This window comes from Clavibacter sp. CT19 (genome assembly GCF_027858075.1).
Taxonomy (GTDB): domain Bacteria; phylum Actinomycetota; class Actinomycetes; order Actinomycetales; family Microbacteriaceae; genus Clavibacter; species Clavibacter tessellarius_A.
This window is the reverse complement of sequence record NZ_JAQHYR010000001.1, coordinates 124,373-140,027: the sequence shown is the minus strand read 5'-3', so window position 1 is coordinate 140,027 and position 15,655 is coordinate 124,373. Positions and strand designations below refer to the sequence as shown.

The following is a 15,655-nucleotide window of genomic DNA, read 5'->3' as shown; positions in this document are numbered from 1 at the left end:
CGCGCGAACCCGTCACCCGGCCCTCCCGCGTCGCCGCCGATGCCGCCCGGGGCGCGGGTCCACGCGCATTTAGGATCGGGGCATGACCTACAGCAACCCCCTCGAGTCTCCCGACGCCGACCCCCAGGAGATCGCGCGGCAGGCGGCCCGGCAGATCGCCGAGCTCACGGGCGTCGAGCGCCACGACATCGCCCTCACCCTCGGCAGCGGATGGGGGCGCGCGGCGGACCTCATCGGCGAGACCACCGCCACGATCCCGGCCACCGAGGTCGTCGGATTCTCGAAGCCCGCGCTCGAGGGCCACGTCGGCTCGCTCCGCAGCGTCCTGCTGCCGTCCGGCCGCCGCGCCCTCGTCATCGGCGCGCGCACGCACTACTACGAGGGCCACGGCGTCCGCCGGGTCGTGCACAGCGTGCGCACCGCGGCCGCGACCGGCGCGACCACCATGATCCTCACCAACGGCGCCGGAGGCATCAAGCGGCACTGGACGCCCGGCACCCCCGTGCTCATCAGCGACCACATCAACCTCACCGCCGACTCGCCGCTCGAGGGCGCGACGTTCGTCGACCTCACCGACCTCTACTCGGCCCGCCTCCGCGCCATCGCGCACGAGGTGGAGCCCGACCTCGACGAGGGCGTCTACTGCCAGTTCCGCGGCCCGCACTACGAGACCCCCGCCGAGGTGCGCATGGCGGAGGCGATCGGCGGCCACATCGTCGGCATGTCCACCGCGCTCGAGGCCATCGCCGCGCGCGAGGCCGGCATGGAGGTGCTCGGCATGTCGCTCATCACGAACCTCGCCGCCGGCATCCAGGAGACGCCGCTCAGCCACGAGGAGGTCATCGAGGCCGGACGCGCCGCCGAGGGCCGCATCGGCGGGATGCTCGCCCGCATCGTGGGCGCCCTGTGAGCCGGGAGGAGACGCAGGCGCTCGTCGCCGCCGCGCGGGCGTGGCAGGCGCAGGACCCGGATCCCGTCACCCGCGCCGAGGTCGACGCGCTCCTCGCGCGCGTGGCCGGCACCGCGACCGACGCGTCCGCGTCCGACCGCGAGCAGGCCTCCGCCGAGCTGCGCGATCGCTTCCAGACGCGGCTCCAGTTCGGCACCGCGGGCCTCCGCGGCGAGCTGGGCGCCGGCCCGAACCGCATGAACCGCGTGCTCGTGGCGCAGGCCGCCGCGGGCTTCGCCGACTACCTCCGCAGCCGCAGCCCCCGGCCGAGCATCGTCGTCGGCTACGACGGGCGGCACAACTCCCGCGTGTTCGCGGAGGACACCGCGCGGATCATGGCGGGCGCCGGCGTCCGCACCGTGCTGCTCCCCCGCGCGCTGCCGACGCCGCTCCTCGCCTACGCCGTGAAGCACCTCGCGGTGAGCGCCGGCGTCATGGTGACGGCCTCGCACAACCCGGCGCGCGACAACGGCTACAAGGTCTACCTCGGCGACGAGGACCACGGGGCGCAGATCGTCAGCCCCGCCGACCGCGACATCGCCGCCTTCATCCACAAGGCCGCGGGCGAGCGGACGGTGCAGCAGCTGCCCGTCGCCGACGACTACGAGATCGCGCCCGAGTCGCTCGTCGACTCCTACGTGCGCGAGGTCGCCGACCTCTTCGCCGCGCCGCTCGCGCCGCTCACCTGGGTGTACACGCCGCTGCACGGCGTCGGGTGGGAGACCGCGGCGCGCGTGTTCGACGCGGTCGGGGTCGACCGGCCGATCGTCGTGGCCGCGCAGGCGGATCCCGACCCCGACTTCCCGACCGTGGCGTTCCCGAACCCGGAGGAGCCGGGTGCGCTCGACCTCGCGTTCCAGGCGGCCGTCGCCGCGGACGCCGAGCTCATCATCGCCAACGACCCCGACGCCGACCGCCTGGCCGTCGCCATCGCGGACGAGCACGGCGCCTGGCGGCGGCTGTCCGGCAACGAGGTCGGCATGCTCCTCGGCCTCGGCATCGCCGAGCGCTACACGGCCGACGGCAACACGGGCACGTTCGCGTCGAGCCTCGTCTCCTCCCCCGCGCTCGAGGTCGTCGCCCGCGAGCTCGGCTTCGGCTACCGCGAGACGCTCACGGGCTTCAAGTGGATCTCGCGCGCCCCCGACATCGTCTACGGCTACGAGGAGGCGCTCGGGTACCTCGTGGCCCCGTGGATCACGAGCGACAAGGACGGCATCTCGGCCGCCGTCGCCGTGCTGCACGGCGTGCTGCTGCTGAAGTCCCGCGGGCAGACCATCGACGACTACGACCGCGAGTTCGCGGAGCGCTTCGGCTCGTTCGCGAGCGACCAGATCTCGGTGCGCGTCACCGACCTCGCGGTCATCCCGCGCATCATGGCGAAGCTGCGCCAGGACCCGCCGACCCGGATCGGCTCGCGCGCGGTCGAGCGCATGGACGACCTGGTCGACGGCTTCGGCGACCTCCCCCCGAGCGACGTGCTCCGCTTCCACCTGGGGGACGGCGCCCGGCTCATCGTGCGCCCGAGCGGCACCGAGCCGAAGGTGAAGGTCTACCTCGACGCGCAGAGCGCCGAGGGCACCGTCGCCGAGCGGCGGGACGCGGCGCGCGCGATCATCGCCGACCTCGCCCAGGCCGTCCCGCACCTGCTCGAGGTCTGAGGCGGCGGATCCGCGGGCCGCTCGAGCGGCCCGCGGGTCGTCGTCTCCCGTTCACTGGTAGTGGCGCTATCAGTGCGCTAGCCTCGCGGCATGCGCATCACCGAGCTCGCCGCCGCCACGGGCGTCCCCGCGGCCACCGTCAAGTACTACGTCCGCGAGGGCCTGCTGCCGGCGGGCACGCGCGTGAGCGACAACCGCACCGACTACGACGACGAGCACGCGCGCCGGGTCCGGTTGATCCGCGCCCTCATCGACGTGGGCCGGCTGCCCGTCGCGCGGGCCCGCGAGGTCCTCGCCGTGCTCGACGACGACGACCGCCGCGTGCAGGACGTCTTCGCGGTCGCGCAGGATGCGCTGACCCACGGCCCGCCGCCGGCGGACGCGCCCGCGCCCGACGCGCTCGCCCGGATCGACGCGGTCACGGAGGAGGCCGGCTGGTGCGTCCTCGACGGGCACGCCGGCCGCGCCCAGGCGGCGCGGGCGGTGGACGCCTTCGCCCGCTCCGGGCATCCGATGGAGGACGGCTACCTGGCGCGCTACGCGGAGGCCGCGGGGGTGCAGGCCGAGGCGGACCTCGCCGCCGTGCGCGCCCGGCCCGACCGCACCGCGATGGCCGAGCTCATGGTCGTCGGCACCGTGCTGGGAGACGAGCTGGCCGCCGGGCTCCGGCGCATCGCGCAGGCGACCGTCGCGATGCCGGCGGGGGCCGCGTCGTGATCCGCCGCGCCGTCGGGTGGCACCGGCCGCTCATGACGGTGGCCGCGCTCATGGTCGTGGTCGCCGCCGTCTGCGTCGTGGGACGCGTGGTCGACGACCGCCTCGTGGCGGGCGCGCCCGTCTGGGACAAGCCCGCCAAGTTCGCGCTGTCGATCCTCGTCTACGCCGTGTCCTGGGCCTGGCTCATCGCGCACCTCCCCCGCTTCCGGCGGCCCGCGCACGTGCTCGGCACGGTGGTCGCGGTCGCGCTCGTCGTCGAGCAGGCGGTCATCGTGGGCGCGGCGGCCGCCGGGACGACGAGCCACTTCAACATCGCGACGCCGCTCGCGACCGTGCTCTGGGGCGTCATGGCCACGTCGATCACCGTGCTGTACCTCTGCACGTTCGTCACGAGCATCGCGGTCCTGCGGCTCCGGCTGCCCGACCCGGCGCTCACGCTCGGGATCCGCGCCGGCGCGCTCATCGCGCTCGTGGGCATCGGCCTCGCGTACCTCATGACCTCGCCGACCGCCGCCCAGCTCGCCGACTTCCACGGCGTGGCCGGAGCGCACGCGGTGGGCGCGGCGGACGGCGGTCCCGGGCTCCCCGTGCTCGGCTGGAGCACGACGGCAGGCGATCTGAGGATCCCGCACTTCATCGGCATGCACGCGCTCCAGCTGCTGCCGGTGGCGGCGCTGCTGCTCGGGCTGGCGGGGCGGCGGATCCCGGCGCTCGCGCCCGACCGCGTGCGCGTGCGGCTGACGGCGATCGCGGCGGTCGCGTACCTCGCGGTGGTCGCGCTCGTCACCGCGCAGGCGCTCGCGGGGCAGCCGATCACCGCGCCGTCGCCCGCGGTGCTCGCGGCCGGCGCGGGGATCGCCGGGATGTCGCTCCTGGCGGCCGGGATCGCGATCGCGCGCGGGGGCGCGGCTCCCCCGGCGACGGCCGGTCGGGCGACGGCTCCGACCCCGACGGATCGGCAGGGCGCGGATCAGCCGAGCGCGGCGTCGAGCTTGGCGGAGATCTCCTCCAGGTCGAAGTAGTTCTCGATGACGACGATGTCGGCGTAGGTCGGGCCGATCCGGTCGACGAGCTCGGGCGACGTGAGGATGACCTGCGCGTCCTCGCCGATCGTCGCGACGCTCGCGAGGTCGGCCGCCGTGACTTCCGCCTCGATGCCGAGGCGCGCGAGCGCCCGCTCGGCGTTCACCTTGAGGATCCCGGACGTGCCGATCCCCACCCCGCAGATCGCGACGACCTTCATGCGTCCTCCTCGCCGGCCATGACGCGCCGGACCTCCTCGACCGTGGTGGCCGCGCGCAGCCGCGGGATCGCGGTGGCGTCGTTGAAGATGTTGGCCATGTCCGCGACCGACGTGACGTGCCGGTCGACCGTGGTGACCGCGAGCCCGACGATGACGTCGACGGGGTCGTTGTGGGCGTGCCCGAACGACACCGGCTCTCGCAGCGTGACGACCGCGAGGCCGTCCGCGAGGGTCTCCGGGCCCGGCCGCGCGTGCGCCAGGGCGAGGCCGGGCGCGATGACGACGTAGGCGCCGAACTCCTCGATGACCCGGATCATGGCGTCGGCGTAGTCGGACGTGGCCGAGCCCGAGCGCACCAGCGCGTCGCCCGCGAGGCGCACGGCGGCGCGCCAGTCGGCGGCCTCGGCGCGGAGCGTGACGGCGTCGTCCGGGAGCGGTGGGAGCACGTGCGGCCTCTCTGGTGCGGGCGGGCGATGACGGGCCGACGGCCCCGGGCTACAGGCGGGCGAACCCGTCGGAGACGATGTCGGCGAGCGCCTCGCGCTCCTCCAGCGGGAGGAAGGCCGCGGCCGCCGCGTTGAGCTGGAACACCTCGTGGTCGTCGAGGTCGTAGGCGAACGCGTCCGTGAGGAGCGCGAGCTCGCGGCTGATGCTCGTGCCGCTCATGAGGCGGTTGTCGGGGTTCACCGTGACGGCGAAGCCGAGCTGGTAGAGCAGGTCGAACGGGTGGTCGACCATCTGGTCGCCCCACGCCTCGATGGCGCCGGTCTGCAGGTTCGACGACGGGCTGAGCTCGAGCGGGATGCCGCGGTCCTTCACCCACTGCGCGAGCGTGCCGAGCGTGACGAAGACGTCCTCGCCCTCCTCGCTGTCGATCTCGATGTCCTCCGCGATGCGCACGCCGTGGCCGAGGCGGAGCGCCCGGCCGTCGAGCAGCGCGCCGCGGATGGACTCGAGGCCGTCGGCCTCGCCCGCGTGGATGGTGCGGGGCATCCACTCCCGCGCGAGCAGGTCGAACGCGCCCTGCAGGCGGGACGGCGGGAAGCCCGCCTCGGGTCCGGCGATGTCGAACCCGACGACGCCGCGGTCGCGGTGGCGGACGGCGAGCTCGGCGATCTCGGTGCCGCGGTCGAGGTGGCGCATGGCGCTCACGAGCTGGCCGACGCGGATGGAGCCGCCCGCCGCCTCGACGCCCTCCTCGATGCCCGCCTGCACGGCCTCGACGACCGCGTCGAGCGAGAGGCCCGTGGTGAGGTGCTGCTCGGGTGCCCAGCGGATCTCGCCGTAGACGACGCCGTCCTCCGCGAGGTCCTCGACGAACTCGCGCGCGACGCGGGCGAGGTTCTCCTCGGTCTGCATGACCGCGATGGTGACGTCGAACGTCTTCAGGTAGTCGACGAGGGATCCGGAGTCGGCGCTGGTGCGGAACCACTCGCCGAGCGCGTCCGCGCCCGTCGCGGGCAGCTCGAGGCCGATCTGGTCGGCGATGTCGACGATCGTGGCGGGGCGGAGGCCGCCGTCGAGGTGGTCGTGAAGGGAGACCTTGGGGAGGTCGCGGTACGACCCTCCGCCGGGCAGCGTGGAGTCCTCGGGAGCGATCGTCATGGGACGAATCTACTAGCCTCGACGAGGCCCGCGACGAGGTCGTGAGCACACTCATCATCGGGGCGCGAGGCATCGTGCCGCCCGAGCAGCCGGAGGACCCCGTGCCCGTCAAGATCCTGATCGACTGCGACCCCGGGCACGACGACGCGCTCGCGCTCATGCTCGCGCACGGGAGCCCCGAGGTGGAGCTCGTCGGCATCACCACCGTCGCCGGCAACCAGACGCTGGACAAGGTGACGCGCAACGCGCTCGCGGTCGCGACCGTCGCCGGGATCCGCGGCGTTCCCGTCGCCGCCGGCTGCGCGCGCCCGCTCGTGCGCCCCGTGATGACGGCGCCGGAGATCCATGGCGAGACCGGGCTCGACGGGCCCGAGCTGCCGGAGCCGACCGTGGCGCTCGACCCGCGGCACGCGGTGGACCTCATCATCGAGACGGTGATGGCGCACGCGCCCGGCGAGATCACGCTCGTGCCGCTGGGCGCGCTCACCAACATCGCCCTCGCCGTGCGCCGGGAGCCGCGCATCGTCGAGCGCGTGAAGGAGGTGGTGCTGATGGGCGGCGGCTACCACCACGGCAACCGCACGGCCGTGGCGGAGTTCAACGTCGCGGTCGACCCGGAGGCCGCGCACATCGTCTTCGGCGAGGCGTGGCCCGTGACGATGGTCGGACTCGACCTCACGTACCAGGCGACGGCGACCCCAGAGGTCATGGCGCGCATCGCGGCCCTCGGCACGCCGGCCGCGCGCTTCGTCGTCGACTCGATGGAGTCGTACGGTCGCGCGTACCACGACCGGCAGGACTTCCCGAGCCCGCCCGTGCACGACCCGTGCGCCGTCGCGCGCGTCATCGACCCGCGGATCGTCTCGGTGCGGCGCGCGCCGATCTCGGTGGAGCTCACGGGCACGCACACGACGGGCATGACGGTGGCGGACCTCCGCCGCCCCGCGCCCGCGGACTGCACGACGCAGGTGGCGGTCGACCTCGACCACGCCGCGTTCTGGGACGTGGTGGTGGACGCGCTGGAGCGCATCGGCTGAGGCCGGGGCAGCCCGGCCCGGCCTGGGTCGCGGCACGGCGACCGGCCGGCCCCGGGTCAGCCCTCGGCGGTGATGCGCTCCCGCACGAGCGGGCCGCGGGCGACGAACTCGTCCGGGTCGCCGACGCGGTAGGCGCCCTCGAGCGACTCCAGCGCCCGGGCGAACCGCTCCGGCTCGTCGGCGGACAGGGTGAACAGCGGATCGCCATGGCGGACGCGGTCCCCCGGCTTCGCGTGCAGGTCGACGCCCGCGGCGTGCTGGACGGCGTCGCCCTGGCGCGCGCGTCCGGCGCCGAGGCGCCAGGCGGCGATGCCGAACGGGAGCGCGTCCTGCCGCACGAGCACGCCGTCGCGCTCCGCGGTGACCACGTGCGTCTCGCGGGCCATGGGCAGCGCGGCGTCCGGATCCCCGCCCTGCGCGCGCACGGTCGCGCGCCACGAGTCCATGGCGCGGCCGTCGCGGAGGGCGTCCTCGACGTCGGCGTCCGGGATCCCGACCGCGGCGAGCATCTCCCGCGCGAGCGCGACCGTGAGCTCCACGACGTCGGCCGGACCGCCGCCCGCGAGCACCTCGACGGACTCGCGCACCTCGTTGGCGTTGCCGATGGCGAGGCCGAGCGGCACGTCCATGTCGGTGAGGAGCGCGGTCGTGCGCACCCCCGCGTCCGTGCCGAGCTCGACCATGGTGCGTGCGAGCTCGCGCGACCGGTCGATGTCGGTCATGAAGGCGCCGCCGCCGAACTTCACGTCGAGCACGAGGGCGCCCGTGCCCTCCGCGATCTTCTTGCTCATGATGCTGGACGCGATGAGCGGGATCGCCTCGACCGTGCCCGTGGTGTCGCGGAGCGCGTAGAGCCGCTTGTCCGCGGGGGCGAGCCCGCTGCCGGCCGCGCAGACCACGCCGCCGTGATCCTTCATCTGCTGCACCATCTCCTCGGTGGAGAGGTCGGCGCGCCAGCCCGGGATCGACTCGAGCTTGTCGAGCGTGCCGCCCGTGTGGCCGAGTCCGCGGCCGGAGAGCTGCGGCACGGCGACGCCGTAGGAGGCGACCAGCGGCATGAGCGGGAGGGTGATCTTGTCGCCCACGCCGCCCGTGGAGTGCTTGTCGACCGTGGGCTTGCCGAGCCCCGAGAAGTCGAGCGTCTCGCCGCTCGCGATCATGGCGAGGGTGAGGTCGCGGATCTCCGCGCGGTCCATGCCGCGGAGCAGGATCGCCATCGCGAGCGCGGCCATCTGCTCGTCCGCCACGTAGCGGTCGGTGTACGCAGCGACCAGCCAGTCGATCTCGGCGGTCGAGAGCCGACCGCCGTCGCGCTTGGCGCGGATCAGGTCGACGACGTCGAACGCGGCGCTCACGACCGGCTCCCGTAGGCGTCCAAGGTGCTCGGCCCGAAGGCGTCGGGCAGCACCTCGTCGATCGTGCGGATGCCCGAGACGGTCTCCAGCAGCATGCCCGGCACCGCGTGCTCGAACAGCAGCTGACGGCAGCGCCCGCACGGCATGAGGATGTTGCCGTCGCCGTCCACGCACGTGAAGGCGACGAGCTGGCCGCCGCCCGTGAGGTGCAGCACGGAGACGAGCGCGCACTCGGCGCAGAGGGTGAGGCCGTAGGACGCGTTCTCCACGTTGCAGCCCGTGATGACCCGGCCGTCGGTGGCGATGGCGGCGACGCCCACGGGGAACCTCGAGTACGGGACGTACGCCCGGCCCATGGCCTCGTGCGCCGCCTCGCGGAGCGATCCCCAGTCGATGCCGCCCGACTCCACGGGCTCCGCGCCGCTCACGACTTCACGTAGGGCTTGCCGGCCGCGGCGGGGCCGCGCACCTGCCCCACGAGTCCGGCGACCGCGGCGATGGTCACGACGTACGGCAGCATCAGCATGAACTCGCTCGGCACGGGCGACCCGATGACGCCGAGGACGTTCTGCAGGTTGCTCGCGAAGCCGAACAGGAGGGCCGCGAGCGTGGCGCGCAGCGGATCCCACCGGCCGAAGATGACCGCGGCCAGCGCGATGAAGCCCGCGCCGGCGGTCATCTCCTTGTTGAACGCGCCCACGGAGCCGAGCGTGAAGAACGCGCCGCCGAGACCCGCGATGGCCCCCGCGAGGGACACGTTCCAGAACCGGGTGCGCGCGACCTTGATGCCCACGGTGTCGGCCGCCTGCGGGTGCTCGCCCACCGCGCGGAGGCGCAGGCCCCAGCGGGTGTGGAACAGGCAGTACCAGACGAGGAAGACGGCCACGTACATGAGGTAGACGATGATCGTCTGCCGGAACAGCACCGGGCCGATGATGGGGATCTGGCCGAGCAGCGGGATGTCGATCCGGTCGAACCGCGGCGGCGAGTTGAGCCGCTCGGGGTCGGCCGAGAGCACCTGCGAGAAGAGGAAGCTCGTGAGGCCGGTGACGAGCACGTTGAGCACCACGCCGACGATCACCTGGTCGACCAGGTACTTGATCGCGAAGGCCGCGAGCACGAACGACACCAGCATGCCGGCCACCATCGCCGAGGCGAGGCCGATGAGCGGCTGGCCCGTGATCGACGCCACGACCGCCGAGACGAAGGCGCCGGCGAGCAGCTGCCCCTCGATGGCGACGTTGACGACGCCGACGCGCTCCGAGAGGACGCCGCCGAGCGCGCCGAAGATGAGCGGCACCGACAGCGCGACCGTGCCCACGAGGAGCCCGGGCACGGGGATCGTCTGGCCGGCGGACGCCCAGGTGAGGAACGCCACGAGGAACAGCACGGCGAAGACGGCCGTGAGCCACAGCGGCACCTTCGCCGCGCGGCGCACCAGCAGGGCCGCGACGACCGTGAGCGCCGCGAGGGCGACGGTCACGACCACGCCGGTCGCGGCGGTCGGCAGCACGACCGGGGCGAGCTGGATGAGGTCCGTCCCCGTCGAGAGGCCGAACGTGCTCGAGCCCTCCCGGCCGAGGAGCACGAAGAGGACCAGGGAGATGAGCGTGAAGATCCCGAACGCGACGGGGGCCTTCCAGCTGGTCGCCACGGAGCGCTCGAGGGCCGCGGCAGCCGGATCCTGGGGCGCGGGCGTCGGGGCGGGGGTGGTGGGGGTCGTCGCGGTCACGATGCCGTCGCCGCCTTCCGGATCCGGGTGGTGCGACGCGCCTGGCCCGGCGCGGGGAGGCGGAAGACCGCCCGCACGAGCGGGGGCGCCGCGATGAACAGGACGATGAGCGACTGGACGACCACGACGATGTCGATGGGCACGCCCTCGGCCGCCTGCATCGAGAAGCCGCCGGCCTTGAACGCGCCGAACAGGATCCCGGCGACGAAGACGCCCCAGGGCCGGCTGCGGCCGAGCAGCGCCACCGTGATGGCGTCGAAGCCGATGCCCGCGTCGATCCCCGAGCTGAAGCCCGTGGTGACGGTGCCGAGCACCTGGCTCGCCCCGGCGAGGCCCGCGAGCCCGCCGGAGATGAGCATCGCGTAGAGGTAGGAGTTCTTGACGTCGATGCCCGCGACGCGCGCCGCGCTCGGGTTCTCGCCCACCGCGCGGAAGCGGAATCCGAGGCCGGAGCGGTTGAGCAGGTACCAGACCAGCACCGTCGCGAGGACGACCACGAGGAAGCCCGCGTGCAGCGAGTAGCCGTCGCCGAGGAGGGCGGGGAAGACCGCGCTGTCCTTCATGCCCGGGGTCTTCGGGTTGTTCGACCCGGGCGCCTGGAGGAGGCCCGGGGTCCGCAGCAGGTAGGAGAGGAGGTAGAAGGCGACGTAGTTGAGCATGATCGTGACGATCACCTCGTGCGCGCCCGTGCGCGCCTTGAGGAGCCCGACGATCCCGCCCCAGAGCGCGCCGCCGAGGATGCCCGCGCCCACCGCGAGCACGAGGTGCAGCGCGGGCGGCATGTCGAAGCTGAAGCCGACCCAGCCGGCGCACGCCGCGGCGATGAGCATCTGCCCGCGCGCGCCGATGTTGAACAGGCCCACGCGGAACGCGAGCGCGACGCCGAGGCCGGCCGCGATGAGCGGCGTCGCGAAGGTGAGCGTCTCCGTGAGCGGCTTGATGCCGTTCGCGAAGCCCGGGCGGCGGAAGTTGTAGATCGAGCCCTGGAAGAGCGCGGAGTAGGCGCCCGACGCGGCGTCCCACGCCGCGCTCAGCGTGTCGGTGGGGCGCTGGAAGAAGTAGCCGGCGGCCTTCTGCGTCGCCTCGTCGGTGACGGCGATGAGCAGCGCGCCGACGAGGAGCGACAGCACGACCGCGAGCACGGACAGCAGCGCGCTGCCCGACGCGATCTCGCGGAGCACCTGGCCGGCGCGCGAGCCCTCCGCCTCGGGCGCGGGGCCGTCGGCGGGGGCGGGTGCATCCACGGCCGCGACGCCCGCGGGCGCCTCCGCGCGCGTGGGGTCGCCCACCGATCCGGCCTCGCGACCGGACGCGGGCAGCTGTCCGGCGGACGGGACCGCGGGGCCCTGGCCCTCGGGACGAGTGGTGTCGTCGGTCATGCGGTGCGCCCTCCGGCGGTCGTGGGGGTGGTGGCGGATGCGGGGACCTCGCCGGCCATCATCAGGCCGAGCACGTCGCGCGGGGTGTCGCCCGGGACGATGCCGACGATGCCGCCGCGGTACATCACGGCGATGCGGTCGGCCAGCGCCGCGACCTCGTCGAGCTCCGTGGAGACGACGATGACGGGCAGGCCCCGGTCGCGCGTCTCGACGACGCGCGTGTGCACGAACTCGATGGAGCCGACGTCGAGGCCGCGCGTGGGCTGCGCGGCGACGAGGAGCCGCAGCTCCCGGCTGAGCTCGCGGGCGAGCACGACCTTCTGCGCGTTGCCGCCGGAGAGCCGGCCGACGTGGGTGTCGATGCCCTGCGTGCGGATGTCGAACTCGCGCACGCGGTCGCGCGCGAAGGAGTCGAGGTAGGCGAGCTTCAGGGATCCGGCCACCACGAACGGCGGGCTGTCGGACCGGTCGAGCATGAGGTTCTCGGCGATGGTGAACTCGGGGACGAGCCCGTCCTCGTTGCGGTCCTCGGGCACGAAGCCCACGCCCGCGTCGAGCACGCGGCGCACCGAGCGGCCCGTGAGGCGCGTGCCGTCCAGGTCGATGGTGCCGGTGACGCGCGCCTGGAGGCCGAGGATCGCCTCGGTCAGCTCGGTCTGCCCGTTGCCCTGCACGCCGGCGATGGCGAGGATCTCCCCCGCGTGCACCTCGAAGCTCACGCCGTCGACGACGACCTGGCCCGCGGCGTCGACGACCGTCAGGTCGCGCACGACGAGGGCCGCGTCGCCGGGCGACGCCGGCTCCTTCGCGACCGTGAGCGACACGCTCCGGCCGACCATCAGGGCGGCGAGCTCGGCGTTGCTCGCGGTGGGCTCGGCCTCGCCGACCACCTTCCCGAGCCGGATGACCGTGATGCGGTCCGCGACCTCGCGCACCTCGCGCAGCTTGTGGGTGATGAAGACGATGCCCGTGCCCGCGTCCCGCAGCTGCTTCATGATGACCATGAGCTCGTCGGTCTCCTGCGGCGTGAGCACGGCCGTCGGCTCGTCGAACACGAGCACCTTCGCGTCGCGCGACAGCGCCTTGATGATCTCGACGCGCTGCTGCACCCCCACCGGCAGGTCGTCGACGAGGGCGTCGGGATCCACGTCGAAGCCGAACCGGGCCGAGATCTCGCGCACCTTCGCGCGGGCCGCGGCCAGGTCGAGCCGGCCGCCGGCCTTCGTCTCCTCGTGGCCGAGCATGACGTTCTCCGCGACCGTGAACACGGGGATGAGCATGAAGTGCTGGTGCACCATGCCGATGCCGGCGGCCATCGCATCGCCGGGTCCGGCGAAGCGGGCGACGCGATCGTCGAGGAGGATGTCGCCCTCCTCCGCCTGGTACAGGCCGTAGAGCACGTTCATCAGCGTGGACTTGCCGGCGCCGTTCTCGCCGAGGAGGCAGTGGATCTCCCCGGGCTGGACCACCAGGTCGATGTGGTCGTTGGCGACCAGGGCGCCGAAGCGCTTGGTGATGCCCCGCAGTTCGAGCTTCATCGGATCAATCCGTTCGGTGGGTCGGGTGGACACGCGACGGGGGGACCGGCGCCTGCCGATCCCCCCGCGGTGCGTTCGATGCTACTTCGTCAGCGACGAGGGCGACTCGACCGAGATCGAGCCGTCGATGATGCCGGCCTTGATCTTCTCGATCTCGCCGGACAGCTCCGACGGGACCTCGGACTCGTAGTCGTGGAACGGGGCGATGTCGACGCCGCCGTTCTCGAGGGTGCCGACGTACGGGGTCGCGTCGAACTTCCCGTCCGCCGCCGTCTTCACGACGTCCTCGACGCCCGCGTCGATGCCCTTGAGCACCGAGGTGAGGAAGAGGTCCTTGAGGTCGGGCGCGCTCTCGTACGCGTCGGAGTCGACGCCCACCATGACGACCTTCTTGTCCCCGGAGTCGCGGATCGCCTGCCCCGCGCTGAGGAAGATCGGGCCGCCGACGGGCATGATGACGTCCGCGCCCTGGTCGATGAGCGTCTGCGCGCTGGTCTTCGCGGCGGGGTTCGCCTCGAACCCGCCGGTGAACGAGCCGGTCTGGCTGGCGACGTCCCAGCCGATGGCCTTGACGTCCTTGCCCTTCTGCTCGTTGTAGTACTTCACGCCGTCGACGAAGCCGTCCATGAAGATGGTGACGGTAGGGATCTGCAGTCCGCCGAAGGTGCCGACCGTGCCGGTCTTCGAGTAGGCCGCCGCCGCGTAGCCCGCGAGGAACGCGGCCTCGCTCGTGTTGAACGTGATGGGCTTCACGTTCGGGGCGTCGATGGTCGCGTCGTCGATGATCGCGTACTCGATGTCGGTGTTGGACGCCGCCGCCTCCTTGGTGGCGTCCGCCAGGAGGTAGCCGACGGTGACGATCAGGCCGCAGCCCTGGTCGGCGAGGTTGGTGAGGTTCGGCGCGAAGTCGGTCTCCGCGGCCGACTCGACGGCGTTCGGCTTGACGAGCCCGAGGTCATCCGCTGCCTTGTTGAGGCCCTCGTAGCCGAGCTGGTTGAACGACTTGTCGTCGAAGCCGCCGGAGTCGGAGACCATGCAGGTGCGCAGGTCGCTCTTCGCGGCGGCGCCCGTGCCTCCCGCGGTCGACTCGGGGGCGGCGCCGCAGCCCGCGAGGATCGCGGTGATGCCGACGGCGGCGAGACCGCCGAGGGCGGCCTTTCGGGTGGTGATGGTCACTGTGGCCTCCAGGTGCAGCCCGGGTCCCCCGGGCGATGTGCGTTCATGTTACCCATGCGCGGGAATGCTCCTGGCGCCCGGATCGGGACCGGGGGTGCAAGCGTTATCCACTCGCGACGGCCCCGAAACACCGCGGCAACACGGGTCCTGCTATGGCGTCGAGACGGACCGCACCTCGACCTCGCCGGACACGATCCGGGCCTTCAGCGCGTCGAGCTCCGACTGCAGCCCGGCCGGCACCGAGGCGGCGAGGTCGTGGTACCCCGCGAGGCCCACGCCGCCGTTCGCGAGCGTCCCGACGTACGGCTCCGAGGAGAAGGACCCCTTCTGGTCGTCCCCCACGATGTCGACCACGGCCTGTCCGGTGTCCTTGAGCACGCTCGTGAGCAGGAGCGGCCGGTACTCGGCGGGAAGCGTGTCGTAGCCGTCGTTGTCGACCCAGATCAGCTTGCCGCTGCCGTGCGCGAGGATCGCCGACGCGGCACCCTCCCCCACCTGCCCGGCGACCGGCATGATGACGTCCGCGCCCTGGTCGAGCAGGTTCTGCGTGGTGGTCTGGCCCTTCGACACGTCCTCGAAGTCGCCCGTGAAGGTGCCGTCCTGCGCCGCCGCGTCCCAGCCGAGCGCCTGGACGCTCGTGCCGTGGGCCTGGTTGTAGGCGGCGACGCCGTCGACGAAGCCGTCCATGAAGAGGGTGACGGGCGGCTGGTTGCCGCCGCCGAAGGTGCCGACCTTGCCCGTCTGGCTGACGCCCGCCGCGAGGTAGCCCGCGAGGTAGGAGGCCTGAGCGGTGTCGAAGACGAGCGGCTTCACGTTGGGGGCGTCGACGACCTCGTCGACGATCGAGAAGTGCACGTCGGGGTTCTGGGCCGCCGCCGCCGTGGTCGCCTCGGCCAGCTCGTAGCCGACGGTGAGCACGAAGCCGCACCCTGTGCCGACGGCCTGCTGGACGTTCGGCGCCAGGTCGGTCTCGGACGTCGACACGAGCACGTCGGCCTGGATCCCGAGCTCCTGCTCGGCGCGCTGCAGACCCTCCCAGCTCGACTGGTTGAAGGAGCGGTCCTGGAGGCCGCCCGAGTTCGTGACCATCCGGGCGCAGTACCCGCTCGCGGCAGCCGAGGCGGCGCCGGGCTCGGGGGCCGCGCCGCATCCGGCGAGGACCGCGGCGGAGAGGAAGGCGATGGACAGGGAGGCGGCGCGCGCGAGGCGGCGGATGCGGGGCATCCCCGGAATCTAACGGCGCGGCTCTCGGGCCTCTCGGCC

The 15,655-nt window shown here is 73.2% G+C and carries 15 protein-coding genes; 5 read left to right on the top strand and 10 right to left on the bottom strand.

Translation table 11 applies throughout. The features are described from left to right. Positions 1-82 precede the first annotated feature (82 nt). The 4 genes from PED38_RS00605 to PED38_RS00590 all read left to right on the top strand — a co-directional run bounded on the left by PED38_RS00605 (position 83) and on the right by PED38_RS00590 (position 4,349). Entirely contained in the window at positions 83-910 is an 828-nt protein-coding gene (locus PED38_RS00605; RefSeq protein ID WP_063071685.1) for a purine-nucleoside phosphorylase, read from the top strand. Continuing rightward, positions 907-2,610 carry a phospho-sugar mutase gene (locus PED38_RS00600; protein WP_270979105.1) on the top strand — a complete coding sequence of 568 codons (1,704 nt, stop codon included), beginning with the start codon at positions 907-909 and terminating at the stop codon, positions 2,608-2,610. Before PED38_RS00605 ends, PED38_RS00600 begins: the two co-directional genes overlap by 4 nt. A 90-nt stretch (positions 2,611-2,700) precedes the next feature. Continuing rightward, positions 2,701-3,327 (top strand): MerR family transcriptional regulator, encoded by a 627-nt coding sequence (locus PED38_RS00595; protein ID WP_270979103.1) that lies wholly within the window; start codon positions 2,701-2,703, stop codon positions 3,325-3,327. Beyond that, a complete protein-coding gene (locus tag PED38_RS00590) occupies positions 3,324-4,349 on the top strand; it encodes a hypothetical protein (protein ID WP_270979102.1) in 1,026 nt (341 codons plus the stop codon). The genes PED38_RS00595 and PED38_RS00590 overlap by 4 nt, the downstream gene beginning before the upstream one ends. Here the strand turns inward: PED38_RS00590 and PED38_RS00585 are convergent. The 3 genes from PED38_RS00585 to PED38_RS00575 are packed head-to-tail and all read right to left on the bottom strand — an operon-like array spanning position 4,298 to position 6,175. Further along, on the bottom strand, positions 4,298-4,570 hold the full coding sequence (locus tag PED38_RS00585) for a PTS sugar transporter subunit IIB (RefSeq protein ID WP_063071681.1): 273 nt from the start codon (positions 4,568-4,570) through the stop codon (positions 4,298-4,300). The two genes, PED38_RS00590 and PED38_RS00585, sit on opposite strands and share 52 nt — an antisense overlap. Then, entirely contained in the window at positions 4,567-5,016 is a 450-nt protein-coding gene (locus tag PED38_RS00580; protein WP_063071680.1) for a PTS sugar transporter subunit IIA, read from the bottom strand. Before PED38_RS00580 ends, PED38_RS00585 begins: the two co-directional genes overlap by 4 nt. Before the next feature lie 49 nt (positions 5,017-5,065). After that, positions 5,066-6,175 (bottom strand): adenosine deaminase, encoded by a 1,110-nt coding sequence (locus PED38_RS00575; RefSeq protein ID WP_063071679.1) that lies wholly within the window; start codon positions 6,173-6,175, stop codon positions 5,066-5,068. Between the two features lie 101 nt (positions 6,176-6,276). On the opposite strand from PED38_RS00575, the gene uriH reads away from it, so the two are divergent. Further along, complete coding sequence (gene uriH / locus PED38_RS00570; RefSeq protein WP_270979434.1) at positions 6,277-7,212, top strand: uridine-preferring nucleoside hydrolase UriH; 936 nt, start codon at positions 6,277-6,279, stop codon at positions 7,210-7,212. 56 nt (positions 7,213-7,268) lie between these two features. On the opposite strand, the gene PED38_RS00565 is transcribed toward uriH, so the two are convergent. From PED38_RS00565 to PED38_RS00535, 7 genes are all read right to left on the bottom strand, one after another. Continuing rightward, positions 7,269-8,567 (bottom strand): thymidine phosphorylase, encoded by a 1,299-nt coding sequence (locus PED38_RS00565; RefSeq protein WP_270979100.1) that lies wholly within the window; start codon positions 8,565-8,567, stop codon positions 7,269-7,271. Beyond that, positions 8,564-8,995 carry a cytidine deaminase gene (locus PED38_RS00560; RefSeq protein ID WP_063071677.1) on the bottom strand — a complete coding sequence of 144 codons (432 nt, stop codon included), beginning with the start codon at positions 8,993-8,995 and terminating at the stop codon, positions 8,564-8,566. The genes PED38_RS00565 and PED38_RS00560 overlap by 4 nt, the downstream gene beginning before the upstream one ends. Beyond that, a complete protein-coding gene (locus PED38_RS00555; protein WP_081235005.1) occupies positions 8,992-10,299 on the bottom strand; it encodes an ABC transporter permease in 1,308 nt (435 codons plus the stop codon). The genes PED38_RS00560 and PED38_RS00555 overlap by 4 nt, the downstream gene beginning before the upstream one ends. Continuing rightward, complete coding sequence (locus tag PED38_RS00550) at positions 10,296-11,678, bottom strand: ABC transporter permease (RefSeq protein WP_270979098.1); 1,383 nt, start codon at positions 11,676-11,678, stop codon at positions 10,296-10,298. Before PED38_RS00550 ends, PED38_RS00555 begins: the two co-directional genes overlap by 4 nt. Further along, on the bottom strand, positions 11,675-13,216 hold the full coding sequence (locus PED38_RS00545; protein WP_270979096.1) for an ABC transporter ATP-binding protein: 1,542 nt from the start codon (positions 13,214-13,216) through the stop codon (positions 11,675-11,677). The genes PED38_RS00550 and PED38_RS00545 overlap by 4 nt, the downstream gene beginning before the upstream one ends. Positions 13,217-13,297: 81 nt before the next feature. Beyond that, entirely contained in the window at positions 13,298-14,392 is a 1,095-nt protein-coding gene (locus tag PED38_RS00540) for a BMP family lipoprotein (RefSeq protein ID WP_270979095.1), read from the bottom strand. Positions 14,393-14,542: 150 nt separating this feature from the next. Then, positions 14,543-15,616, bottom strand: coding sequence for a BMP family lipoprotein (locus PED38_RS00535; RefSeq protein WP_270979094.1), 1,074 nt, complete (start codon positions 15,614-15,616; stop codon positions 14,543-14,545). Positions 15,617-15,655 lie beyond the last annotated feature (39 nt).

What these genes read in the sequence shown, in the direction of transcription:
- PED38_RS00605 (WP_063071685.1), top strand. Translation starts at nt 83, where the DNA reads ATGACCTACAGCAACCCCCTCGAGTCTCCCGACGCCGACCCCCAGGAG.
- PED38_RS00575 (WP_063071679.1), bottom strand. Translation starts at nt 6,175, where the DNA reads ATGACGATCGCTCCCGAGGACTCCACGCTGCCCGGCGGAGGGTCGTAC.
- PED38_RS00585 (WP_063071681.1), bottom strand. Translation starts at nt 4,570, where the DNA reads ATGAAGGTCGTCGCGATCTGCGGGGTGGGGATCGGCACGTCCGGGATC.
- PED38_RS00535 (WP_270979094.1), bottom strand. Translation starts at nt 15,616, where the DNA reads ATGCCCCGCATCCGCCGCCTCGCGCGCGCCGCCTCCCTGTCCATCGCC.
- PED38_RS00545 (WP_270979096.1), bottom strand. Translation starts at nt 13,216, where the DNA reads ATGAAGCTCGAACTGCGGGGCATCACCAAGCGCTTCGGCGCCCTGGTC.
- PED38_RS00550 (WP_270979098.1), bottom strand. Translation starts at nt 11,678, where the DNA reads ATGACCGACGACACCACTCGTCCCGAGGGCCAGGGCCCCGCGGTCCCG.
- PED38_RS00595 (WP_270979103.1), top strand. Translation starts at nt 2,701, where the DNA reads ATGCGCATCACCGAGCTCGCCGCCGCCACGGGCGTCCCCGCGGCCACC.